A 22,493-nucleotide genomic window follows, 5' to 3' on the forward strand; every position below is an offset into this window, starting at 1 on the left:
TGTTCAGTACCATTGGTGCGAAAGCGCTAAATAGAGTTTTAATAGAGTAAGGAAACCGCTAGGATTTGGGCACTAGCCTGTAAGCAGGAAGTTATTGGCGATCGACCAGCGACAGAATCAGCTTTCTGGCATGGACGCTGACCCATAACGTACCCGTTCTAGCCACTGTTAAGCGCTCATTCGTGTTGACAGCGGTTGCAAGGACAACGCTTACACAATGCAATAGTGCCGAGTTGCAAGGTGATGACCTCTCTGACTCTGCTTCCTGGCTGTCTGCTATTCCAAACAGTGCCCTTTACGCAAAGCCGCAACTGCTACTGTCCCGTTTCATCAAAGCTACCCTCAGTTTAAGTTAACGTTTTAAGCCAACGTTGGTTTGAGCTAGCGCTAAAGGCAGCGGTAGTAACTTTAACGGTTCAGCGTGTTCTGAGTCATGGCTCCAGTCTGGCGGCTCAACCGAGTTGAAGGAGCGCAACGGAAGGCAGCAGGCGAGGCAACAAGCGCATCTGACTAAACCGTCTGAAGAACTGGTGTTTGAGGAACTGCTGGTTAGCGCTGGTTGATGGCGTTCATCAAGAAAAGCCTCATCTTACGGTTCTGTTACGAATCTGATACAGAATTAAGTACAAGGATCTATCGCTTCATGGAATTTTCGATCGCTGCACTGCTGTCAAACTTTACCGATGACAAGCTGGTCGCTCCCAAAGTTTTAGAAAAAAAGCTGGATTGCCGAGACGATGATGACCTGCAAAGACTCCAGATTGCGCTAGATGCGCTCGAAAAAATCGGCATTCTGACCAAAGATCGGGGGCGGTACAAACGGGTGACAGAAGAAGGCGTCGTGGAAGGAAAGCTGCGTTGCTCCAGTAAAGGCTTTTGCTTTGCCATCCAAGATATCGAAGGTGCAGAAGATATCTACATTCGCGAAAGCCAGCTTAGTAATGCCTGGAATGGCGATCGCGTGCTGGTGCGCGTCACAAAAGAAGGCAGTCGCCGCCGCAGCCCCGAAGGTGAAGTGCGTCTAATCGTAGAGCGGTCTAATCCGTCTGTGCTGGCACGAGTGAAGCAAGCCGAAGATGGGTTTCGAGCCGTACCGTTAGACGATCGCCTGCTGTTTGAAGTGCATCTACAGCAAGACGATGAAGCGCAAAACGGTGCCAATCTGGGTGACGCGATCGACCACCTGGCGCACGTCAAGCTGCTGCGTTACCCACTCGGACAACAACCGCCGCTCGGCACCGTCGCGAAGATTCTTGGGACTGATACCGATGCTGCCGACATTGATATTGTGTGCTGCAAGCATTATCTCTCCCGCACCTTTACCGATGCAGTAGAAGAAGCAGCAGCAGAAATTCCCACCAAACTGAGCAAAACAGACCTGAAAGGACGGGTTGATTTGCGCGGACTGACCACAGTGACGATCAAAGCCGATAGCAGTCAGGCAAATACCGATAGCCTGGATGATGCGCTGACGCTGGAACAAACCGACACAGGGCACTGGCGCTTGGGTGTCCACATTGCGGATGTCTCGCATTATGTTGAACCTGACTCGCCGATCGATCGCGAAGCTCGCAAACGCGGCACTTCTGTCTATTTAGGCGATCTGGTTATTCCCATGCTGCCAGATGCGATCGCCCATTCGCTCTGCGCGTTTCAGGCGGGCGAAGATCGGCTCGCTGTGTCTGTCCTGGTGACATTGGACAATGAAGGAAATGTCATTGAGTACGAAATTCAGCCAACGGTGATCAACGTTGACCATCAGTTGAGCTATCAGCAGGCACAAGCAATTCTAGAGCGATCGACCGCCAGCGATCAGCCGTCAAACCCAGACATTCAGCCGCTGGAGCCAGTGTTTGCGTTATTAGACCAACTCTCGGCACTGAGCCATGCGCTAAAAGAGCAACGCCACAAGCGAGGCGCGTTTGAACTGAACCTGCCCGAAAAGCCCAGTTCGAGCAGCCTGACCAGCAGCAGCGAGGCTCAAGATACCAGCAAGCTCGTCTTCATGCCGAAGTTTCACTATGACGACGAAGGTGTGCTGGGCGCGATGGTAGTCTCTCCTTCAGTGCCAACCTACGCCACGATCGCCGAATTCATGCTGCTGGCAAACCAGCTTGTTGCCAGTCATTTACAAGCGTTGAGTGTGCCAAGTCTCTACCGGGTGCATCCCACTCCTGACCCAGACGATGTGCAAGAACTCATCAAGCTATCCATCAGCATGGGTATTGAGCTGCACCTGGAACAAGAAGATCTCGTACGCCCAGAGGATTATCAGCACTTTACCCAGAAGTTTGCCGAATCTGATGCCGAGCGAGTCATGACCTATCTGCTGCTCGAAACGCTGAAGCCTGCGTTTTACAGCACAACCCCCCGACCGCACTTTGGGCTGGCGCTAGAGCATGGCTACACTCATTTCACATCGCCAGTGCGCCGTTATCCCGATCTATTGGTGCAACGGTCTCTCCATGCGCTGTTTGATGAAGGGCGCGATCGCAAATCCAGTCGCTCTAAAGAAACTGTCAATTTGCGGCACAGTTCATCGCACGGCAATATTAGCTGGAACGTGCTGCCACCCGAAATTCAGCAAGAGTTAGAAACCTACTTTGCGGCTCAAGTTATCCACCTGAGCGAACGCGAAAAAGTCGCTCAAGAAGCCGAGCAAGACCTGGAAGGGCTGAAGAAAGCTGAACTGATGCGAGAACGCACTGGCGAAATTTTTCACGGGTTGATTACGGGTGTGCAGTCCTACGGGCTGTTTGTTGAGATCGAAGAGTTGCTCGTCGAAGGCTTGGTACATGTCAGCTCTCTTAAGGACGATTGGTACGAGTATCGATCGCGCCAACAAACCCTAGTCGGGCGCAAAAACCGTAAGCAATATCGCTTGGGCGATCGCATAGAAGTTCAGGTGAAGAGCGTAGACTACTACCGCCAGCAAATCGACCTCATTGCAGTCGGCGGTGGCAGCGAGGCAACGGATGACGAAATTGTTGCAGAACCAGTACAGGTAGTAGACGCAGAACCAGAGTTTGATGATGAGTAATGGAAAGGGGGAGAGGAGGGGCAGAAGGCAAACGGTCAGTGGAAAAGAGCGGTCAGTTATCAGCGGTCAGCCGTCAATGCAAAACTTGAAACTTGAAACTTGAAACTGCCTCCTCTGCTTCCTCGCCGCCTCACCTTTCCCTAAAACTTCTAAACCCTTGTCTTTCTCAACGCTCTCCGCTCGTCCCCTCATCCTGGGCATCACTGGTGCCTCTGGACTAATTTATGCCGTCCGTGCTTTGAAGTTTCTTCTAGAAGCGGGCTATACGATCGAGCTAGTTGCGTCTAAAGCGGTCTACATGGTCTGGCAAGCAGAACAAGAGACACGGATGCCACCAGAACCGATGCAGCAAGAACAGTTTTGGCGGCAGCAGGCAGGGGTCGATCACGCGGGCAAACTCACCTGCCATCCCTGGAGCGATGTGGGAGCGACGATCGCTAGCGGTTCCTTTCGGACGCTGGGTATGCTCATCCTGCCATGCAGCATGAGTACCGTTGCTAAACTGGCAGGCGGACTTAGCTCTGACCTACTCGAACGCGCCGCCGATGTCCAGCTTAAGGAAGGTCGCAAGCTCGTCATCGTACCGCGTGAAACTCCCTTCAGCTTGATCCATCTCCGCAATTTGACGACTCTGGCAGAAGCTGGAGCACGCATTGTACCCGCCATTCCTGCCTGGTATCACAAGCCGCAGACGATCGAAGATTTGGTTGATTTCGTTGTTGCCCGTGCCTTAGATCAGCTAGATATTGACTGCGTGCCGCTGACTCGCTGGGAAGGACACTAGAGCTAGAGAAGAAAATGCAGATAGCAGATAGCCGTCATCAAGCAGTTGTTACCAGGTTGATAACTAAAACTGAAGAAGCTGCACATCTCAAAAGGCTAAAGCACTGAGAAAATGAAACCTAGCAACAGCCAATTCAGGATGAACCGAATCAAGATCATCAAAGAGACTCCGAAAGCTACCGTGCGATAGCCAGAGGTCCAGTCAACTCGAAGATCTTTGACCCATATTTGAGTTAACCCCAGCGCTAAACAGGTCAAAGGTATCCCACCAAAAAGATTTAGCTTTGCGCCTGTCATCACAATCAACAGCGTATCGAGAGTCCCTAGAATGGATGCTGTTCGGAACAGTCCCCGTATTGTGTAAATCTGGAAACCCAAATTGAAGGCGGCAGAGGCAAACAACCCGATCGCTGTAAACAGTGTGCCGCTGCCTAACATGATGAGGATCTGGTAGACCTTCAGCGATCGCTGCATTGGCTCCCATTCTTGCTTCCCTTGATACGGCTCTTGTGGCCAGCCGTTTGGTAAGACGACTTTTGTAATCAGTTCTACCTGATTTTCATTGCCTGTGAATAGGCAGGCTGTCCGAAACAGTGGCGTATTCGCTTGTGGAGACGCTTTTAGCTGTGTCTCCACAAGCATGACACCTGGGAAGACTAGCTCTGGTCTGATGGAGGCACTGTAGCGAGTGCTTCGCCGACTCGGGTTCCGCTGTGTCTCTTGTATTTGTAAGTCCGAGGTGTTTTCACAAAAGCTCAACCCTTTCGCTTCCATTTCAGGGGTAAAGGGCGTAGCAGCAGTTTTCAGGTCATGCAGGGTTTGTTCGCCGACCATTTGCACCGCAAGCTGACAGTAACCCGGTGCTCCCGCTGCATCCTGACAGATTTCTGTAGCGGCAGGCGGTTTGGCTAGAAACTTAATGGCTCCAATGAACACCACCACAAATAATGCTGTTAGCCCAAGCATCACAAATTTGGAGCGTTGTGAGGCTTGACTGGAGGCTTGGGGCTTTAGCTTTGTCTGCGAGGTAGAGCGAGAAAGGATAGGCTGAGAAGGGTTGAGCTGAGAGTAAGCCGCAGAAGGCTGTGTTGCTGGCTGTGTCTTAGTCTCGATTTCTACAACCTCTGTTGTTGCTGGCTCTTGGAGAAGCGTAAATTCTTTGATTTTGTAGGGGTTCTTGCCGTTTGTTTTCTGCTTATACAAAAAAACGGTATCAATGCCCGCTAAGTTAAATGGTAGCAGTAGGTTTTGCACCGCTTTAGCAAAGGTATCACCTTCTAAAATTTGGTTGGTTTTGGCAATGAGTTTGAGGGTGCGATCGTCCAGCGTTGCCTCGAAGGTCAGCGTTTCTGTTCCCAGTGCTTGATTAATGTGGGAAGCGATCGCCGTTGGGTTAGCGACTGAAGCCATTTCCAAATCAACGCTTGCATTAAGCTCTGGCTTTACGATTGAGTGATCTTCTAGCTTGGCTTCTACTTTAGATTCTGCATAGTCTACTGGTTGCTTACTGTTGTATTGCGCTGGTGCAACCTCTGTATCAGGCGTTGGCTTTAATGCGGTGGGTGGTGCGGTAAGCGCAAACGTTTTACTCCAAGCAGGTGTATCAGCTCCCTGCAATTGCCCCAAGACGCTCAATGTGTGTAAGCCTGGGATCTGCAATGCCAAAATTCCTTTGCGGATGTATGGCGCAAGGACAGTTTCACCGGGAACCGTTTGCCCTTCTAACAGCACGCGCAGATGTCCCTTTTGGTGAGCAATTTTGACCCCAATCCCCTGCGGCTGCAAGGCTCGATTCATCAGAGCAGCGATCGCGTTTAAGTCTCCCTGTTTCGCAAGAGCCGTTAAAGCGGGTTGTTGGATTGTCATACAACATTAACAACAAGATAGAAAATCTGTTGTTAATGTGCCCATCTTCGCCTATAAAATTGTGTAGCAAAAGAATTTTTTTAGTCTGAAGCGATGCTACCGTCAGCAGGGAAAATGTAGTTGCGGTAGGAGTTGCAAGGTTCCCCTGTGTATGCTTTTGCGCCCCCACTCAGCGGTGCAAGAACTTACCACTTGCTGTAAGCCTGAGAGAAGCGATCCCAGGGGGCATTGCCGTCGGTCACAAGCTGCCGCACAATTTGGGTTGGGAAACACAACTGACCTGATGCACAGCAGGACAACAAGCTTGAGCAGCTCTCGTCTTAATTCAGCCATACGTCTAAGCGCTTAAGTGCAACACGTTAGGCAGTCTTTAGCATCTCGCCAATCATTTTTTGCACAATTTGCAATCCGGTCACTGTCTGCGCTAGAAAACAGCCCAGTACCAATGTTGTGAACGTTATGTGCACCAATCTTGCCCACTCTTTGCCCTGCTGCATTAGTGGCACAAGGGTTGCTGACAAGGCTGCAAAACAAATGGTACTTAACCCAATCAGCAGATGTGGGCTAAGAAACAGCTTGCCGTATAAGAGATAGGTTGCACCCATACCTGCCACCGTGCCAATGACCCAGACAGCTAGCAAAAGCGCACCAAGCTGAAAGTGCCGCTGACTGTATTTCTGCTTCATCATTTGCTTGCGGATTTCGGCATCAGCACTGCGTGTCTGCCTAGCCAAAAGACCTAAGTAGAGGGCGTAAAAGGTAGCGATGAGGGCACCCAGCATCAGAACAGGGTGAGTGAACGAAATAACCACCTTCAAAAGGGGTGAAAATTCAGTACTAGTCGGCTGTGGAGCAGCCAGATGTGCCAGTGGCAGAAAGGAGAAGTCGTGAGGCATAGACGTTTAGAGGTTGCCTGAATGTCTGGCAGTTAAAACTGCGGCGACGGAAACAAAGCTTGCTAGCGTGCATGATCGAAACGCAAGGGTTTGCCAACCTGCGGTCAAACGACAGCACAAAGGCGCTAAAGCTACGGGTAACAACCTTAAGCATAGCGTCCCATGTTGATAGCTAAGTGTCTACAACACCTTCTAGCCATCTGTAACCTCTACACTTTCTGGTACTGCCACATCAGCCTGTGAAGGTTGGGGTAACAACCAACTGAGCAAAATGGCAGTTAAACCACCTGTCGAAGTTGCAGAGGCAAACATATTTTTGATAATAGCAGGCTGGTTATTAAAGAGTTCTGGTACGAAGACTACACCTAAGCCCAGCGCTAATGAAACGGCAATGATGATCGTTGCACGGCGATCCAATTTTTCAGAGGCAACAATCTTGACTCCAGCAACTGCGATCGAACCGAACATGACTGTAGTCGCACCGCCTAGAACGGGTTGAGGAATAGATTGGAACGCGCCGCTAACAATGGGCAACAAGCCTAACAGCGCCAGAATGCCAGCAACAAACAAGCCAACATAGCGGCTGCCCACACCCGTCATTTGGATGACACCTGTATTTTGGCTAAATGTGGTGATGGGAAAGGTATTAAGCAATGCCGCTAACGAAGAGTTCAGACCATCCGCCAGCACTCCAGCTTTAATCCGGCGGACGTAAACAGGACCAGCGATCGGTTCTTTAGAAACCATAGAAGTAGCAGTCATGTCACCCACAGATTCAATCGCAGTAAGGGGATAGAGAATGAGAAAGGGAATCAGGGCGCTGAACTCAAAACTCATGCCGTAGCGAAACGGAATCGGCAAACTAACAAGTGGAAGTTTGCTAAAAATACTGAAATCAACCATGCCCATAAAAGCAGAGACGACATAGCCAGCGAACAAGCCAATGGCGATCGCGCCCATCCGAATATATTGATTCTTCGCCAACGTCAAAACAATCACGATCAAAAAGACCCCAAAGCCCAGTGCCATATTCTGAGCATTGGCAAATGTATTCGCCTTTAATGCTGCTGTACCGCCTCCCATACTGGTAATGCCAGTTTTGAGTAGACTGAGTCCAATTAACATCACTAGCGTTCCCGACACGATCGGCGTCACGATTTTACTAAGCAGATGCAAAAAGCGACTCAACATTACATTTGCGAAAGCACCAAAAAAGCAAACGCCGAAAATCAGCGATAGTGCCTGCTCGGGCGTCCTTCCAGCCTGAATCGCAGTGCCCGCTACGCCCAGGATGGCACCCAGGAAAGCAAAGCTAGTGCCCTGCAAGCTGAGTAAACCTGACCCTACAGGACCAAAAGTTTTGCATTGAATAAAAGTGCAGATGCCAGAGGCAAGCAGCGACATACTGATAATGAAACTTGTGTTAGCAGCATCCAGCCCAAGACTGGTACAGATAATGAGCGGTGGCGTCACAATACCAACAAACGCTGCTAAAACGTGCTGCACAGCGACAAAGAATGACTCAACCACGGGCGGTTTGTCGTACAGTCCATAGATCAGTTCTGAGCCTGTTGCCGATAGCTCTGGAAAACCTTGAGCCTCAGGTAATTCAAGCTCCTGCAAGGTGCGGGTCTCTTCTCGCTGTGCCATCTTTACGATCGCCTCCTAAGCTTGCAAAACGTTGCTTAAAGCCAAATGCCGAGCGCCTAGATCGCTAAGGATCCTATGTTGCACACAAGTTTTTGTATGCGGTATACAATAATGACTCTGGCAACCAATGGGTGTGTAGGGTGCTACAAACTGCTGATTGTAAAAACGCTGATTGCTAAAAACTGAACTGAGCGCGAACATTACCAACAAAGACGGTGGAATTGCTACTGAAATTATTTGGGTTCCAGATGGCATAAAAGGCAGGCACGATCGCAATATTGTTCGTCAGCGGGTAATAGTAGGAGGCTTCCAACTCATACTGCGTACCGCCATCACCAGCACCAGACAGTAAAAAGCGCCGCCCACCTAAATAGTCGTGGGGCACCAAAAAAGAAAGGACACCTAACGCTCCTTTTTTACCTAAATCAGGTAAACCCACGCCAAATTGGATTGACTGCACATCGACACTGCCACCCGATCGCGCCGCATTGACCGGATCGATCTGCGTGCTGCCGTACGAGTAGCGCCCAAAAATACCAAAGCCCTGGGTAATAAGCCAGTCAAAATTCAGTACCACGGCATCGGCATCCGCATCGTTTAGCTGCCCACCAAAGCCATCATCGGCATAGCCATAGGGCAATGGTTCTCCTACCGTGCCACCAATAAAGCCGTTGTAAGCCTTGAGCTTGGAACGAGTGTAGAGCAGCCGTATGTTAAAACGCTTGCTTGGTGAAAAGGTGAGTTCACCCGTGATGGTATTGGAGCTGTTAAACAACCCATCGGCTGGGTTGCTAGAGGTGTTAAAGCCACCAGACGAATTGACAAATTCTGTGTTTTCAGCCAGATACCCGGCTGTAAAGCGCAACTGTGGGTTAATCGTCCAGATAGCAACAGCACCAGACCCACGATCGACGGCATTAGAAAGCGTACTGCCGTTTGAGTTGTAGCTGGTCGCTCCGGTAAGAAAGAACGTAAAGCGATTCGAGTCAAAGTAGCGATAAAAGTTAATGCGGGGACCAACAACAAGCCGCACGCTCTGACCGATGGGAAAGGCGTAGGACAGTTCGCGGATGACGACCGAGCCTTGGCTTAAAGTACCCGTTTGATCGAGAAAGGGTGTGCCCCACGAGTTAAAAAAGCCTGCCGAAACAAGTTGATTGGCAGGCGAGTTGCCATTTCCTGCTGCTAACTGGGTGATGAGAGAATCTTTGCCCGTAAACGAGGTCGTGAGCGTGAGAAAGGTGTAGTAACTCGCCGTCACTTCTGGCTGTTGCCGTTCAAATGTAGACGGTGCCAATGTAATCGGATTGCGGCGCGGCGCGGCAAAAGCATTCTCTGAAAAACGACGTTCAGCCGTCACAGAACCATCCACGAACGCCCCCGTCATGTTAAACCACACCAGCCCATTGAGCTTTGTTGTGGTTGAGAATTGCTGCGCTGCGAGGGTGGTAGTGCGGGCTTCCAGTGCCGTCACTCGTCCTCGCACGGTCGCTAATTCTGCTGCAAACTCTTCTTGCAGTTTTTGCAGAGCAGTGAGATCCTCTTGCTTGACCAGGGTGGTTGTACCAGCGGCAATCAACTCATTCACACGATCGAGACAGGCATTTAAACCAGCCGCGAATTCATAGCGGGTGAGGGCACGCTGACCGCGATAGGTTTGATCGGGATAACCAGCAATACAGCCATAGCGTTCTACCAAGGATTGCAATGCTTGAAACGCCCAATCGGTCGGCTGGACATCGCTTAACTGTGAAACCGATGTCGTTTGATCAACATCAGTTTCGTCAGACTGAGCCTCTACATCAGTCTGTTCTAACGTGGTTAGCTCAGTGGCAGGGCTAACCTGCTCTGCCACTGAGGGCGCTGCCACCACCTGTACAGGCTCCGTTACGATCCTGTCTGACGTAGGGATCGCTGGCTGTCTAGCAGTGGTTAGTGTTGGAACCGATGGTTGAATCTCAGTCGCTACAGCCAGTAACGGTTGGGCAACCACGCTCCATGTTAGAAGGGGTGCTGTTAAGAAGAAACGTTGCACGATCGCTGCTTTAAACATGACTCCTCACACAAGTAAGCAAACTGGGTCGCTCGTGACCGTTCGCTGTACCCCTAGCCAATGGCATCTTTCAGAGTGCAGCAAACATCGCCCTATGTTAAGAACATGGGCAGAGCATAGATACGACGAAGCTAGTTTGAAAGATTGAGACTGCGCTTTAGACTGCCTGCACAAGCTATGACTTGTAGCCTTACTTGAAGCAAGAACTTGAAACAAAAAGCTGAAACGCTATAGCCTGTATGCAGTACGCAGATTGCTATACACCGTATACCATAGTGAGATGAGCCGTTGTTTGGTGTACGTTACGCTACAAAGCTTAGATGTCGATCGCAGCCAAGGCGCTTGCTTATCTTGCATAGTTCTCCGACACTCTAGGAGTATTCACTTTGGCGTTCCCACCCGTTTTGCCTCTTTCTACTCGTCCACTCCAACGCGCTCAATCACTTCACGAACAAACGTATCAAACGCTGCGTACAGCAATTTTGTCAGGAGAACTGTCGGCGGGCGATCGCTTAGTCGAAACTCAATTGGCAGCCAGCCTAGAAGTGAGCCGTACTCCTATTCGTGAAGCAATTCGGCAGCTACAGCGAGAGAACCTTGTTACGACCGATCCGCATGGGGCGCTACGGGTTGCTATGCTCTCAGTGACGGATGCCGCACATCTTTACGATTGCCGCATGGCGCTAGAGCAAGTTTCAGTTGCAGAGGCGTGTCGCCATGCCACATCCGCTCAGCTTGAGCAACTTGACCTGGCGATTCAGCAGGCAGAGAAAGCCATAGAGCAACCGACCCATCAGTTGACCAATTATCAACTGCTGCACATGGATTATCAATTTCATCGGCTTTTAGCCGAAAGTGCCGACAATCCCTGGTTGGTTTCCTTGCTCGACCAGATGTTTGACAAAATGATGCTGCTGCGGCTGCGGACGATGCAGCACAACCCGCATGTGTTAGAAATTCGTAGCGAACATCGCTCCCTCTATCAAGCCGTGAGCGATCGCAACCCAACTGCTGCTGTCGCAGCCCTTCAAGACCATCTCCTTGCTAGCAAAAAGCGAGTGATCCAAGAGATCGAGCAAATTGGGGGCAAAGGCTAGAGGATGAAGGCTAAAAGCTGAAGGCTAAAAGATCAAAGTTGCAAGGTTTTTAGCTTCAAACCGCTTTTTTCAGGCAGAAGCGAGCTTTTCGCTATCCCACATCAGACACACAACGAAAGCCAGCGAAGATCTCGCGGACGTGAGGATGGTACCAGTTGCGGAACGCACAGCGCAGGGATGACGGTTGCGTTGCCCAACTGCCGCCTTTCAATATTCGATGTTGCCCATCAAAATATGCCTCAGAGTAGCCGCGATAAGGATAGGCTTCAAAACCCGTGTAGCGATCGAACCAGGAGTTTGTCCACTCCCACACATTGCCTAGCAGATCCTCGCAGCCGAAGGGACTCGTGCCAGCAGGATACGCACCGACCGGCGTAGTTTGTCCAACCGCATGATTGCAGTTGCAGTCGTGCTCACTGGGTACGGCTTCACCCCAGGGGTAGGTTTGCCGTTGCTTGACGATCGGGTTCCAGCTTGCTGCTTTTTCCCATTCCGCTTCGGTCGGCAGACGCTTGCCCACAAAGCGAGCATAGGCATCGGCTTCATACCAGCTCACACCGCAGACCGGATGGTTAGCACGATCAGGAGCATCAGACCAATAAAGCGGCTGTATGACCTGAGCCGACTGTAGCCACGCCCAGCCTTCCTCCGACCACCAGCGCTGCTCCTGATAACCACCGGCTGACATAAATGCCTGGTACTGCTTACAGGTGACAGGAGCGCGATCGATCCAATAAGTTTCCACAGACACCCGATGCACCGGACGTTCATTATCTAGCGCCTCAAGGGATGCATTGCCACACTCAAAGGAGCCTGCGGGAATGCAGATTTGGGGCGTGGGGAGTGGGCTTCGACGTGAGCGCTCAGCCGAACGGGAGTAGGGAGTGGGGAGCGAAAGAGGCAGGGACGTAGAGGGAACAGTTTTAAGTTCTAAGTTTTGAGTTTTGCTTTGACGACTAATGGCTAAGAGCTGAGGGCGAAGAGCTGACGGCTGACCGCTCTCTTCCACCTTTTGCCTTTTGCCTTCTGCCTTCTGCCTTTTTATAAGCGCCAGCACGATCGCGATCGTTTCTCCATGCTGACTTTCATGTTGCAGCAACCAACGCCAGAGCCGTTCTTGCTCATCCAGTGGTGCTGTTTCTAAATAGGCAAAAGTAGCCTTGCGAACGGCACTTAGATACGTCTGCACTTCGGCAAGGTCGGGCAGATAAACGCGCTCTGCTTTCGGTAAGGTATCCGCAGCAAAGAGCCGCCGATACTGCGGGTATTGGGGCGGCAGTCCAGCAAGGTGCTCCAGTAGCCAAAGGGCTTCTGTATAAGCGATATGCCCCAGGTGCCAGCCGATCGGGCTGAAGTCTGGGTGTGCTTGCTGGCAAAAAGTATTGTAGTCGACAGTTTGAAACAGCGCCAACGTAGCAAGACGGCAGGCTTCCATCTGCTGCTTTATTTGCTGTCGGCGGTCTTGTAGTGAATTGGAGGCGTGTGATCGCTCCTTAGCGCGATCGTCAGCGGCTAAAACAGGATCAGCTAAAACATTATTGGTGACAACATCAGATTGATCGGCTTTGGATATCGAGGTCATGAGTCACAGTAAGAATGCTACGTTCTGGGAAAGCAGTCCAGTTGCCCGCAAAAAGCGGTTCGGAGGCAATTAGCACAGCATCAGGAAAAAGTGGGTCGTCGCGTAACCAGTAGAGCGATGGTGTCGGGGAATGATTTGCAAAACGCGATGCTACCAGTTGCCGTCCGTCACTAATCACCAAATTGGCAGAAAATTCGGTTTGATACTGCTGCCCCAGGTCGGATAATATGGTCAAGGTTTTGTGAAAAGCGTCTGCCAAAGCCATAGTTGGATTCGCTTCCAGCAGATTAATCAACAAAGCGAAGATGTGCTCTGAATCGGTATTACCATCGATCGACTGATAGGTAGCATCACTAAGGCGCTCACGAATCGGTCGATAGAGGGTCTGCCGAAAGTTCTCAATAAAGCCATTATGAATGCCTAAGATGAGACGCTGCTGAAACGGCTGACAATTGCTTAAATCAACTGACTGTCCAGCAGTCGCACTACGCACAGCGGCAAGCACGCAGCCCGACTCAATATACCGACTGAGGCTCGGTAGATTGCTATCACTCCAAATCGGCACCGTATTTTTGTAGATGAATGGATCTGACTCTCGTTGCGGATGATACCAACCAGTGCCAAAACCATCTGCATTCAGCAAGCCAGAAGTCATTTCGCGGGGTTGATAGCTCTGAGAAATAAGAGAATGCTCCGGCTTATAGAGCAGGCGATCGAGCGTAACCGGTAAGCCTAAGTAACCCAGCAATCGACACATTTAGGAGAACACTTTCTGACCAGGACTCCTAAGGATTGTAACGAAATTGAGCTGACAGCGTGGCGTAATGTCGCGGAACACTGCTACTTTGCCTTATTCTGGTGTCTTACGTGTTTGTCGTCATTAGGTAATTGATGGTTGCTCAGCTTCTCCTTGCCTTGCTCCTCATGACATCAGTCGGACTCAACATGCTTGGTCAAACGTTGTTAAAGTTTGGCTCAGGTCAGAATTCCTTTAATCCCTACTTATTGGGAAGCTCTTTAGTTTCCGTTTTGCTTAACATATAGAGATTTCATCCACGCCCATTCTTTCGCTAACCCTTCTGGAAGCCCCACCTGCGGGTCATAGCCCAAGATTTTGCGTGCTTTTGAGACATCCGCAGCCGTATGTCGGGCATCGCCTGTAGCAGGTGCCATCATTTCTCGTTGGAGTGGTTCACCGACAATTGTCTCAATGGTTGCCAAGATTTCTGTCAGCGCTACACGGCTGCCGCCACCAATGTTAAAGACTTCACCGATCGCCCCTGTCGCCGTTGCCGCCGCCAGGTTTGCCGCTACCGCATCACTCACAAAGGTAAAATCGCGCGTTTGCTGCCCGTCGCCGTAGACTGCGATCGATTGCCTGGTCAAAACTGCCTTAAAAAACTTGTGGAATGCCATATCAGGGCGCTGTCGTGGACCGTAGACCGTAAAGTAGCGCAAGCCTACGGTGGGTACACCAAAATTGCGATGGTAGAGCAAGCACAGACGTTCGGCTGCGAGCTTTGTAATCCCGTAGGGTGAGACAGGTTGAGGGCAAATCAGCTCGTGTGTCGGCAATGTTTCCGCATCACCATACACAGATGACGACGAGGCAAAAACGAGGCGTTTTAAGTTTGCGCTTTTTGCCGCTTCTAGTAGTACCTGAGTCGCATTAATATTTCGTTCCGTATAGCTGCGAAAGCCACTGCCCCAACTGTCGCGGACTCCGGCTTGCGCGGCTTGATGATAGACCACATCCACATCGGACAAGAGTGTAGACCAGTCCAACTGCTGCATCTCAGCTTCAATCAGTTGAAAGGACGGGTGCTGGGCTAAGTGAGCAATGTTTTTACGCTTCAGCAGGGGATCGTAGTAGTCGTTAAAGTGATCAATCCCAATGACACGATCACCCCGATCAAGCAAAGCATCGACCAGATGAGACCCCACAAAGCCTGCTGCACCCGTCACCACATTAATAGTCATGCTGTCTCAATTCACTTCACACAATCAACCTTGGCTAAAGCTATACCATGACTAAAGCGTTTAAGCCGTTTTGGCAGTCGGTCGTATCTCTCCCCTCAGCCTAAAAACTGTGTCCAGGACTGAAGCTCCATCCTTTTTAAGCTTAGACTTCTGATTCAAGCTTAATGGCGGTTCTTTGACCCTCAGCAGCGTTTGCGACTTGATTGCAATGGCGGCAATCGCTTGGTGCATCACAGTTGGGACAACCCCGAAAAAACCGCTCGATATCTTCTACATCCAGTGCTGCCAAACCATCAGAGGCTTTATAGCATTTAATCTCAAAGGCACTCACTTTTAAGGAGCCTTTGTGGGTGGCGTAGCAGTCTCCGCATTTGGGACTAAGGTTTAGCGCAAGGGCGTGCCAGTCAACGGCTGCAAGGAGCTTTTCCGAAAGTTTGATCATGCGCAATTGCCTTTAGTTACTCGAGTATGAAAGCAGTTGTGAAAGCAGTCATTGTGATAGCAACCGTTGCCTGCCAGTATCGACTCAACTCCTAGAAGCAGCGTCCTAACCGTTTAGGGCAGGCTCCAAAAAACCTTCATCGAGCATCAACAGAGGGAAAACGCAACGTTGCGTAGACCCATCATAGTGGTCATTGTGAAAAGCAATTTTTTTGTTAAGAAAGACTAGAGCGCACGATCAAACTGTAGCGGGACTTATCAACTTAGTCCAAAGCGGTCAAGTAGCTAGGGGCTGTGTTTTGACATCCAGCCTCAAGGGGGATTGCATCCGCTAGAAAGACAGGTAAAGTGCAGTCACGTGTGTTATTGCGAACATTGATGGTACACAACGATGCATATCCGATGGTAGGTGCAGGTTCGGCAATCTCCACCCTATTTAACTCGGATGTCCATCTAGACAGAATGTAAAGTTTCCATTAGATTTTTGACTAAAGCTTTAGCAATGTGTTCTCTTTTGCATCTGAATCTAGCGTGCCTTAACGTCTTTGCTCACAACGCTGACTGAGAGCGACATAGCACTCATTTAGAATCACTTTTCAGGAGATTTTCCATATGCGGATTGCTCAAATTGCACCTCTTTGGGAGCGCGTACCGCCTCCTACTTACGGCGGCACCGAACTGGTTGCGGCACTCTTAACAGATGAGTTAGTGCGGCGTGGTCATGAAGTGACTCTGTTTGCCTCCGGTGATTCTCAGACCCTTGCTAGGTTAGAGGCAGTACATCCTCGTGCCCTTCGTTTGGATGACAGCGTGAGAGAGTATGGCATTTACGAAATGCTGCAACTGAGCACAGTTTACGATCGCGCTAACGAATTTGATATCATTCACTCCCACATGGGCTGTTCGGCGTTGTCCTACGCCAAGTTGGTGAAAACGCCCACTGTACATACGCTGCACGGTATTTTCACCCCAGATAACGAGCGGATGTTTACCCATGCGAAACAACAGCCGTTTGTCAGCATTTCAGAGTCCCAACGTGAGCCAAGACTAGGGCTTAACTGTGTAGCAACTGTCTACAACGGCATTGATACCGATAGCTACAACTTTTATCCGCAGCCCAGCGACCCACCTTATCTAGTCTTTTTGGGACGGCTGTCACCAGAAAAAGGTACTCACTTAGCGATCGAGATTGCCCAGCGCACCGGCTGGCACTTGAAGCTGGCAGGCAAAATTGATCCAGTGGATGTGGAGTATTACGAAACTGCCTTAAAGCCGCACATTGACGGTAAGCAAATTGAGTATCTTGGCGAGGCAAACCACCAGCAGAAGAACGTGCTGCTTGGCAATGCGTTTGCGACCTTGTTCCCCATTACCTGGCGCGAACCCTTTGGCTTGGTGATGGTGGAGTCAATGGCAGCAGGTACCCCTGTCATTGCCATGAACCTTGGTTCGGCAGCAGAACTGATCGTACATGGTAAGACTGGCTTCCTGTGTCACAGCGTTGATGAATGTGTGGCTGCACTCGATCAAGTCCCAATGATCGATCGGCGTGTCTGTCGTGAACACGTTGTTAGCAACTTCAGCGTCAAGCGTATGGTCGATGGGTACGAAGCGGTTTATCGGCAACTTGCTAATGAACGGTTTGCCCAAAATGGGCAGTCTCGCCATGCAGTAAGTGCTGCCAGCAAGCGTAGTTAGTCATTGGGTGGAGGCACGAGTCTCCACCTTTTTTATGAGGTTATGAGGAGAAGTTATGGTCAGCTACAGCTCAAAACCCGGTATCTCTTTGCCTACAGCGGCAAGCCAACCTTATGTTGCGCCTCGCAAGACTGTACCGACACGGCAAGCGATCGCGCTGATCTCGGAGCATGGCGACCCAGCCGCAGAGATCGGTAAAGATGCAGCGGGTGGACAAAATGTGTACGTACGGCAGGTCGGCGAAGCGCTAGCCAAATTAGGCTGGCAGGTGGATATGTTTACCCGCAAGGTTAATCCCCAGGATGCGGCGATCGTGCAACACTCTCCCCACTGCCGTACCATTCGGCTGGTGGCAGGTCCGGAACAGTTTATTCCCCGCGATGCGTTGTTCCCCTATATGCCAGAGTTTGTTGAGGCGTTTCGGGCGTTTCAGAGCAAGGAAGGTATTCACTATCCGCTGGTACACACAAATTACTGGATGTCTGCATGGGTCGGGTTGCAGCTTAAGCAACACAGCAACATTCAACTCATCCATACCTATCACTCGTTGGGTGTGGTGAAATATCAAACCGTGCCTGATCGCCCAGCCATTGCTGATACTCGTCTGGCGATCGAGCGTCAGATTCTTGAACAGGCAGACTGTATTGTGGCAACCAGCCCTCAAGAGCAGGACGCACTACGAACACTGGTTTCAGAGCAGGGCTATATTGAAGTAATCCCTTGCGGCACCGATATCGACAACTTCCACACCATACCCAGGGCAGAAGCCAGAGCCACGCTGGGTTTTGCTGCGGATGACGCGATCGTTCTTTATGTGGGGCGCTTTGATGCCCGCAAAGGAGTTGAAACGCTGGTGCGTGCCTGTGCCCAGTTGAAGGAGGGAATTGTCAACAAGGAAACAGGCGACAGGGCAGTAAAGCCTGCGAACCTGCGCTTGGTGATCGTGGGTGGCAGTGATCCAAACGGCGCTGATGGGTTGGAACGAGAGCGAATTGATCAACTGGTGCAGTCGATGGGGCTAGCAGAACAAACCGTTTTTGCTGGACAAATTGGACATACACAACTGCCGCTCTATTACACAGCCGCTGATGTTTGCGTCATCCCCAGTCACTACGAACCGTTTGGACTGGTGGCGATCGAAGCCATGGCGTGCGGTACACCTGTTGTCGCCTCTGATGTAGGTGGTCTGAAATTCACCGTTGTACCGAATGAAACAGGTTTGCTCGTGCCACCACAAGATACAGAGGCGTTCGCTCAGGCGATCGAGCGTGTGCTGACTGATGAACTGTGGGCGAAAAAGTTGAGACAGCAGGCACCCATTCGAGTCCAGAAAAACTTTAGCTGGTCAGGTGCAGCGGTGCATTTGAGCGATCTCTATCGGCGCTTGTTAGCTCAATCCATTTCCAGCACCCTGTTCTTTGGTGCGGCGACCACGACTCAACCTGAAAGAAGCGAAAAACCACCCATTTTGAAGGAAGCCGCGCTTGCGATCGGGTTAACCAAAGAGCGTATAACAGACGCTGAATTATTGAGCGTTGCTGATTAAAGGTGCGAATTTCGTAGAGAAGTCTTGCAGGGCAATGCCCTGCAAGCAGACTTAATTAAAGATTCAAAGCGTGTTCTTGCAGCACTTCCAGTGGTACGACGTTCAGTGCAGCTTCATGCGTCGCTTCAAGGACGATCGGGGGCGCAACACCCGCATCCAGCGCTTCTTTCCAACGCGAAACGCACAAACACCATTTGTTGCCAGGCTTCAAGCCAGGAAAATTGTATGACGGGACAGGGGTACTCAAATTATTGCCCCTGGCTTTTGTAAAGGCGAGAAATTCTTCGGTAACCTGGGCGCAAACGACATGAGTTCCGAGATCTTGAGGACCGGTTTCGCATACGCCATTACGAAAGAAACCTGTCACTGGGTCGGTGCAGCAAAGCTCAAGTTTTTCGCCAAGCACATTTTTCGCGTCTGTCATGGTCTTTGCTCCTATATATGATAGTTAGTTAAATTAGTAAAGAAATAATTGGGTGGTAGAAATCGCAGTCATTGGTTCAAAAGCAGACAGTGGCAGAAGAATATATTGCTATTTAGTGCAAACAAGATTTGTGACTGAATACCATTGAGAATTTATTGGATTTAACGCAGCATAAGCAGCTTTAAATGTCCGTTTGCTCTTTCTTGTAATCGTTCGACGTAGAATGTAATCCTCTTCCTGTATTGTTTGAACGCCTTGCCAAACGAAGTTTTCTTTTTGCCATCCTACAGAATTAAAGATCAGCTTGCTACCATCATTCGCTAATACTGTTTGCACAAAGCGATCAGATGCTACATCGTATGCCATTGAACCTTGAATGAGAATCTTTTTGTTACGCTCTCGATTCCTAATATATGTTCCTTGAATTCTGTAGGATCGTTTGCCAACCTGAGCGGTGACGCTCCAGGTCATTTTTCCTGCTAATTCAGAATCAGCCGTGCCAACATCCTGAACTTGACAAACCCAGTTTCCTTGAAAGTAAGCCAATTGAGCAAGCTTAGAAGGCGGTGATTTTGGCTGCTCTGCAACACTCTTTTCAAGAGCAGGCAAATGAATAATTACGGGTAAACCAATCGCGATCGCCTTCAAAGCGATACTAAATTTGCCAATTACCACCTTTCTCAGAGTCATCAAAATCGTCTTACGCCGTTATTATTTTTTCTTCTTGCCTTTTTCCTTTTTCACCTTTTCCTGAGCGTTTTTACCATCTAAGAACCCATCAACCTTATTGTTGAGACCATACACTTCACGGCTTCCTGCAAGCGTTACCAGCGTCACTTCTTTTTCATCACCTGGCTCAAAGCGAACAGCCGTACCGGCAGGAATATTCAAACGCATTCCACGCGCTTGATCGCGATCGAACCTCAGCGCTTGATTAACTTCGTAAAAGTGGAAGTGAGAGCCAATCTGGATGGGGCGATCGCCTGTATTTGCCACACTTAGTGTCACGGTTTCACGACCAACATTTAACTCAATCTCACCATCTTCAACAAACAATTCACCTGGAATCATAGTTACTCCGTAAGCCAATTTTTAGCGAGCGATTAACGAATGGGATCATGAACGGTAACTAGTTTTGTACCATCTGGAAAAGTTGCTTCAACTTGTACTTCGTGAATCATTTCGGGTATGCCTTCCATCACATCACTGCGCGTTAGTAACGTGGTGCCATAACTCATCAATTCGGAGACCGTACGTCCATCGCGTGCGCCTTCTAAAATAGCGGCTGAAATATAGGCGATCGCTTCAGGATAGTTGAGCTTTACTCCACGATCTTTCCGTCGTTCTGCTAGTAAGGCAGCCGTAAAAAGCAATAATTTATCTTTTTCTTGTGGCGTTAGTTGCATCGTTCAATCCTCACCATTGATTCTTCTTTACAGCACGCCCCAAACTCTTGGTACGCAACCAGAGCGACCCAAGAATGATAAGCGGATTAGCCGCCAAACTTCAACAAACCACTGGCGAACGTCAGCCGTTGAGTGTCCTCGGTAACGGCACAGCAAGCCCGACTGCAAGCGAGTCACGCCGCCTTCCCCCGCTCCTGCCCAGAGCAATCGTGCCTGCTCCACCAACTTTGTATCCACTGGCTGCCCCACAAAGGCAAAACTACCAACCACCGGGCAACCTGCCAAGCCATGATTACCATAAAACGAGACTTCACTGCCAGGAAGCCATTGACGATCGATCCATAAGGGACGACCCTCCTGCCAGATTTCGGTCTGCGATCGCCAATCGCCCGCCAAAAACTGCTCGTTTCTGGCGCTGCGTCCAAAGCGGGTCATCTCCCAACCCAGCCAGGTCGCACCAGGAGCGAGTTCAATCCGCATTGCCTGCCGATACCTCGCCTGGTCAAAGACGATCGTTTCCTGGGGCAGCCATTCCAGGCAGGCTCCAGTCGCTACATTGACATGGGTTGTTTGGTTCGCTTCTAGCCCACTAGTGCGATAGATTTTGCCCGCCGAAGCCGTGGTAATGAGCGCGTTTGCCTGCGGTTGCAGTTGAATATTAAGCGCAAGGCGATCACCGCCCACAATGCCGCCTGCCGTATGCAAAATAACGCTATGGCAAACCGCTTTACCTTCGGGATAGAGCGAGCGTTGCACTTTAAGGGGTGCCTGTGCCTGAGCGTAAGCAACGTGAGTCGTGTGGTTAACACTGCCATAGACGAGCTTTAAACTGCCACGCCAGCCTGGGTCGATCGTCATAAAAAAGGCTTAGAAGTTGAGGAGCAGAATCAGAAAAACTGTGTTGTGACAAATAAATCAAATAAACAATGCTTGTTCTAAAAGCGACAAATAGACTCTGGTTGAATAGGGCAAGTTTGGTTGGGTAGGGGGTTATTTTGCAAATACAACACATTAAGGTTAGTGAGTGCCTTAAGAGGAGTGAGATTAGTAACGCGATTGCCACCCAAATACAGTGTTGTAAGGTTAGACAGCGCACCGAGCGCGCTAACATCAGCGATTTGATTGCCACCTAGAGCTAGATTGGTGAGATTTGTCAGTGCTCTTAAAGCACTAACATCATCGATTTGATTGCCGCTGAGGTCAAGCGTGGTTAAATCAACTAATGGTGTGAGTGGCGAAAGGTCAGAAATCTTTTGGGCAGAAAGTGAAAGCTCTTTAAGACCCGTTAGCGATCGTAGGGGGCTAATATCAGCAATTTGATTGAAGCTTAAATCTAAACTATTCAACTTTGAGAGCGGTTTTAGAGGATTAAGATCAATAATTTGATTAGAAACCAAATCAAGACCATCTAAATTCTCTAAAAATTGTAGTGAATCAATACTTACAATACGATTATTACCTAGATAAAGAGCATTTAATTTACGTAAAGGTTTGAGCGGAGTTAGATCAGCAATACGGTTATAGCTTAGATAAAGCCGAGTCAGATTAATTAGAGAGCTTAAAGGCTTTAGATCGACAATTTGATTGTTGCCTAAATAAAGCTCGTTTAATGCCGTTAACACCTGTAAAGGGCTGAGATCAACAATCTTGCTATCACTAAGGTCAAGGGTTGTTAGACCAGAAAGAATTTCGCTTGACTGATAGCAATCGAGCGTACGCGCTCGCTTCAGCAGTACATCGATCGTCTGTCTAGTTGATGCAGGCAACGTAGACTTTTTGAGGCACCAATCAGCAAAACTTTTGAACTGTCTGATAGTGCCGTTTTGTGAGACCACTTGTGCAGAGGCAACTGAGATAGGACTGCAAACAATAGTACAACAGGTGATTGTCAGCAGCGTTAATCCTTTCAGCCTTAACAACCAGGGCTTTTCTTTAATAAATAGTTTGTTGTTAGATGAAGAGCAATCAGTAAGGGCTTTACATCGCATCATCATGCATCCGTAACGTATGTTTTAATGTTAAACAGTCTAA

At 49.7% G+C, this 22,493-nt stretch carries 19 protein-coding genes; 5 read left to right on the forward strand and 14 right to left on the reverse strand.

All coding sequences use genetic code 11. The annotated features are described in order from the left end of the window. Nucleotides 1-643 precede the first annotated feature (643 nt). On the forward strand, nt 644-3,040 hold the full coding sequence (locus H6F86_RS12440) for a ribonuclease R family protein (RefSeq protein WP_190448922.1): 2,397 nt from the start codon (nt 644-646) through the stop codon (nt 3,038-3,040). Nucleotides 3,041-3,197: 157 nt separating this feature from the next. Continuing rightward, nucleotides 3,198-3,824 (forward strand): flavin prenyltransferase UbiX, encoded by a 627-nt coding sequence (locus H6F86_RS12445; protein ID WP_190448923.1) that lies wholly within the window; start codon nt 3,198-3,200, stop codon nt 3,822-3,824. Between the two features lie 95 nt (nt 3,825-3,919). Here H6F86_RS12445 and H6F86_RS12450 read toward each other — a convergent pair whose 3' ends face one another. The 4 genes from H6F86_RS12450 to H6F86_RS12465 all read right to left on the reverse strand — a co-directional run bounded on the left by H6F86_RS12450 (nt 3,920) and on the right by H6F86_RS12465 (nt 10,288). Then, nucleotides 3,920-5,689 carry a hypothetical protein gene (locus tag H6F86_RS12450; protein ID WP_190448924.1) on the reverse strand — a complete coding sequence of 590 codons (1,770 nt, stop codon included), beginning with the start codon at nt 5,687-5,689 and terminating at the stop codon, nt 3,920-3,922. A gap of 359 nt (nt 5,690-6,048) precedes the next feature. Further along, entirely contained in the window at nt 6,049-6,585 is a 537-nt protein-coding gene (locus H6F86_RS12455; RefSeq protein ID WP_190448925.1) for a DUF4079 domain-containing protein, read from the reverse strand. A gap of 192 nt (nt 6,586-6,777) precedes the next feature. Next, entirely contained in the window at nt 6,778-8,235 is a 1,458-nt protein-coding gene (locus tag H6F86_RS12460) for a nucleobase:cation symporter-2 family protein (RefSeq protein WP_190448926.1), read from the reverse strand. A gap of 175 nt (nt 8,236-8,410) precedes the next feature. Further along, nucleotides 8,411-10,288: an iron uptake porin gene (locus H6F86_RS12465; protein ID WP_190448927.1), complete on the reverse strand. Its 1,878-nt coding sequence runs from the start codon at nt 10,286-10,288 to the stop codon at nt 8,411-8,413. A gap of 386 nt (nt 10,289-10,674) precedes the next feature. On the opposite strand from H6F86_RS12465, the gene H6F86_RS12470 reads away from it, so the two are divergent. Further along, nucleotides 10,675-11,385, forward strand: coding sequence for a GntR family transcriptional regulator (locus H6F86_RS12470; protein ID WP_242033498.1), 711 nt, complete (start codon nt 10,675-10,677; stop codon nt 11,383-11,385). A 91-nt stretch (nt 11,386-11,476) separates the two neighbouring features. Here the strand turns inward: H6F86_RS12470 and H6F86_RS12475 are convergent, their stop codons facing one another. From H6F86_RS12475 to H6F86_RS12490, 4 genes are all read right to left on the reverse strand, one after another. Continuing rightward, complete coding sequence (locus H6F86_RS12475; protein ID WP_190449052.1) at nt 11,477-12,820, reverse strand: SUMF1/EgtB/PvdO family nonheme iron enzyme; 1,344 nt, start codon at nt 12,818-12,820, stop codon at nt 11,477-11,479. Between the two features lie 115 nt (nt 12,821-12,935). After that, nucleotides 12,936-13,724 (reverse strand): ergothioneine biosynthesis protein EgtC, encoded by a 789-nt coding sequence (gene egtC / locus H6F86_RS12480; protein ID WP_190448928.1) that lies wholly within the window; start codon nt 13,722-13,724, stop codon nt 12,936-12,938. Nucleotides 13,725-13,984: 260 nt separating this feature from the next. After that, nucleotides 13,985-14,947 (reverse strand): NAD-dependent epimerase/dehydratase family protein, encoded by a 963-nt coding sequence (locus H6F86_RS12485; protein ID WP_190448929.1) that lies wholly within the window; start codon nt 14,945-14,947, stop codon nt 13,985-13,987. 142 nt (nt 14,948-15,089) lie between these two features. Continuing rightward, entirely contained in the window at nt 15,090-15,389 is a 300-nt protein-coding gene (locus H6F86_RS12490) for a hypothetical protein (protein WP_190448930.1), read from the reverse strand. Nucleotides 15,390-16,000: 611 nt separating this feature from the next. Between H6F86_RS12490 and H6F86_RS12495 the strand changes: the two genes are divergently transcribed. Continuing rightward, the gene (locus H6F86_RS12495; RefSeq protein ID WP_190448931.1) at nt 16,001-17,086 is read left to right on the forward strand and encodes a glycosyltransferase family 4 protein; all 1,086 of its coding nucleotides are present in this window, start codon (nt 16,001-16,003) and stop codon (nt 17,084-17,086) included. A 55-nt stretch (nt 17,087-17,141) separates the two neighbouring features. After that, the gene (locus H6F86_RS12500) at nt 17,142-18,632 is read left to right on the forward strand and encodes a glycosyltransferase family 1 protein (RefSeq protein WP_190448932.1); all 1,491 of its coding nucleotides are present in this window, start codon (nt 17,142-17,144) and stop codon (nt 18,630-18,632) included. Between the two features lie 55 nt (nt 18,633-18,687). Here the strand turns inward: H6F86_RS12500 and H6F86_RS12505 are convergent, their stop codons facing one another. From H6F86_RS12505 to H6F86_RS12530, 6 genes are all read right to left on the reverse strand, one after another. After that, nucleotides 18,688-19,056 carry a DUF2237 domain-containing protein gene (locus H6F86_RS12505; protein ID WP_190448933.1) on the reverse strand — a complete coding sequence of 123 codons (369 nt, stop codon included), beginning with the start codon at nt 19,054-19,056 and terminating at the stop codon, nt 18,688-18,690. Nucleotides 19,057-19,164: 108 nt separating this feature from the next. Further along, a complete protein-coding gene (locus H6F86_RS12510; RefSeq protein WP_190448934.1) occupies nt 19,165-19,746 on the reverse strand; it encodes a hypothetical protein in 582 nt (193 codons plus the stop codon). 21 nt (nt 19,747-19,767) lie between these two features. Continuing rightward, on the reverse strand, nt 19,768-20,127 hold the full coding sequence (locus tag H6F86_RS12515; protein WP_190448935.1) for an urease subunit beta: 360 nt from the start codon (nt 20,125-20,127) through the stop codon (nt 19,768-19,770). Between the two features lie 32 nt (nt 20,128-20,159). Beyond that, on the reverse strand, nt 20,160-20,462 hold the full coding sequence (ureA, locus tag H6F86_RS12520) for an urease subunit gamma (protein WP_190448936.1): 303 nt from the start codon (nt 20,460-20,462) through the stop codon (nt 20,160-20,162). Nucleotides 20,463-20,489: 27 nt separating this feature from the next. Next, complete coding sequence (locus H6F86_RS12525) at nt 20,490-21,320, reverse strand: urease accessory protein UreD (RefSeq protein ID WP_190448937.1); 831 nt, start codon at nt 21,318-21,320, stop codon at nt 20,490-20,492. Nucleotides 21,321-21,397: 77 nt separating this feature from the next. Beyond that, the gene (locus tag H6F86_RS12530) at nt 21,398-22,228 is read right to left on the reverse strand and encodes a leucine-rich repeat domain-containing protein (protein ID WP_190448938.1); all 831 of its coding nucleotides are present in this window, start codon (nt 22,226-22,228) and stop codon (nt 21,398-21,400) included. Nucleotides 22,229-22,493: the final 265 nt, after the last annotated feature.

It is taken from the genome of Phormidium sp. FACHB-592 (assembly GCF_014695795.1).
Classification (GTDB): Bacteria; Cyanobacteriota; Cyanobacteriia; order Leptolyngbyales; family Leptolyngbyaceae; genus Stenomitos.

What these genes read in the sequence shown, in the direction of transcription:
- H6F86_RS12505 (WP_190448933.1), bottom strand. Translation starts at nt 19,056, where the DNA reads ATGACAGACGCGAAAAATGTGCTTGGCGAAAAACTTGAGCTTTGCTGC.
- H6F86_RS12495 (WP_190448931.1), top strand. Translation starts at nt 16,001, where the DNA reads ATGCGGATTGCTCAAATTGCACCTCTTTGGGAGCGCGTACCGCCTCCT.
- H6F86_RS12475 (WP_190449052.1), bottom strand. Translation starts at nt 12,820, where the DNA reads ATGGAAGCCTGCCGTCTTGCTACGTTGGCGCTGTTTCAAACTGTCGAC.
- H6F86_RS12460 (WP_190448926.1), bottom strand. Translation starts at nt 8,235, where the DNA reads ATGGCACAGCGAGAAGAGACCCGCACCTTGCAGGAGCTTGAATTACCT.
- H6F86_RS12525 (WP_190448937.1), bottom strand. Translation starts at nt 21,320, where the DNA reads ATGACGATCGACCCAGGCTGGCGTGGCAGTTTAAAGCTCGTCTATGGC.
- H6F86_RS12450 (WP_190448924.1), bottom strand. Translation starts at nt 5,689, where the DNA reads ATGACAATCCAACAACCCGCTTTAACGGCTCTTGCGAAACAGGGAGAC.
- H6F86_RS12455 (WP_190448925.1), bottom strand. Translation starts at nt 6,585, where the DNA reads ATGCCTCACGACTTCTCCTTTCTGCCACTGGCACATCTGGCTGCTCCA.
- H6F86_RS12515 (WP_190448935.1), bottom strand. Translation starts at nt 20,127, where the DNA reads ATGATTCCAGGTGAATTGTTTGTTGAAGATGGTGAGATTGAGTTAAAT.
- H6F86_RS12485 (WP_190448929.1), bottom strand. Translation starts at nt 14,947, where the DNA reads ATGACTATTAATGTGGTGACGGGTGCAGCAGGCTTTGTGGGGTCTCAT.
- ureA (WP_190448936.1), bottom strand. Translation starts at nt 20,462, where the DNA reads ATGCAACTAACGCCACAAGAAAAAGATAAATTATTGCTTTTTACGGCT.
- egtC (WP_190448928.1), bottom strand. Translation starts at nt 13,724, where the DNA reads ATGTGTCGATTGCTGGGTTACTTAGGCTTACCGGTTACGCTCGATCGC.
- H6F86_RS12490 (WP_190448930.1), bottom strand. Translation starts at nt 15,389, where the DNA reads ATGATCAAACTTTCGGAAAAGCTCCTTGCAGCCGTTGACTGGCACGCC.
- H6F86_RS12510 (WP_190448934.1), bottom strand. Translation starts at nt 19,746, where the DNA reads ATGACTCTGAGAAAGGTGGTAATTGGCAAATTTAGTATCGCTTTGAAG.
- H6F86_RS12440 (WP_190448922.1), top strand. Translation starts at nt 644, where the DNA reads ATGGAATTTTCGATCGCTGCACTGCTGTCAAACTTTACCGATGACAAG.
- H6F86_RS12500 (WP_190448932.1), top strand. Translation starts at nt 17,142, where the DNA reads ATGGTCAGCTACAGCTCAAAACCCGGTATCTCTTTGCCTACAGCGGCA.
- H6F86_RS12465 (WP_190448927.1), bottom strand. Translation starts at nt 10,288, where the DNA reads ATGTTTAAAGCAGCGATCGTGCAACGTTTCTTCTTAACAGCACCCCTT.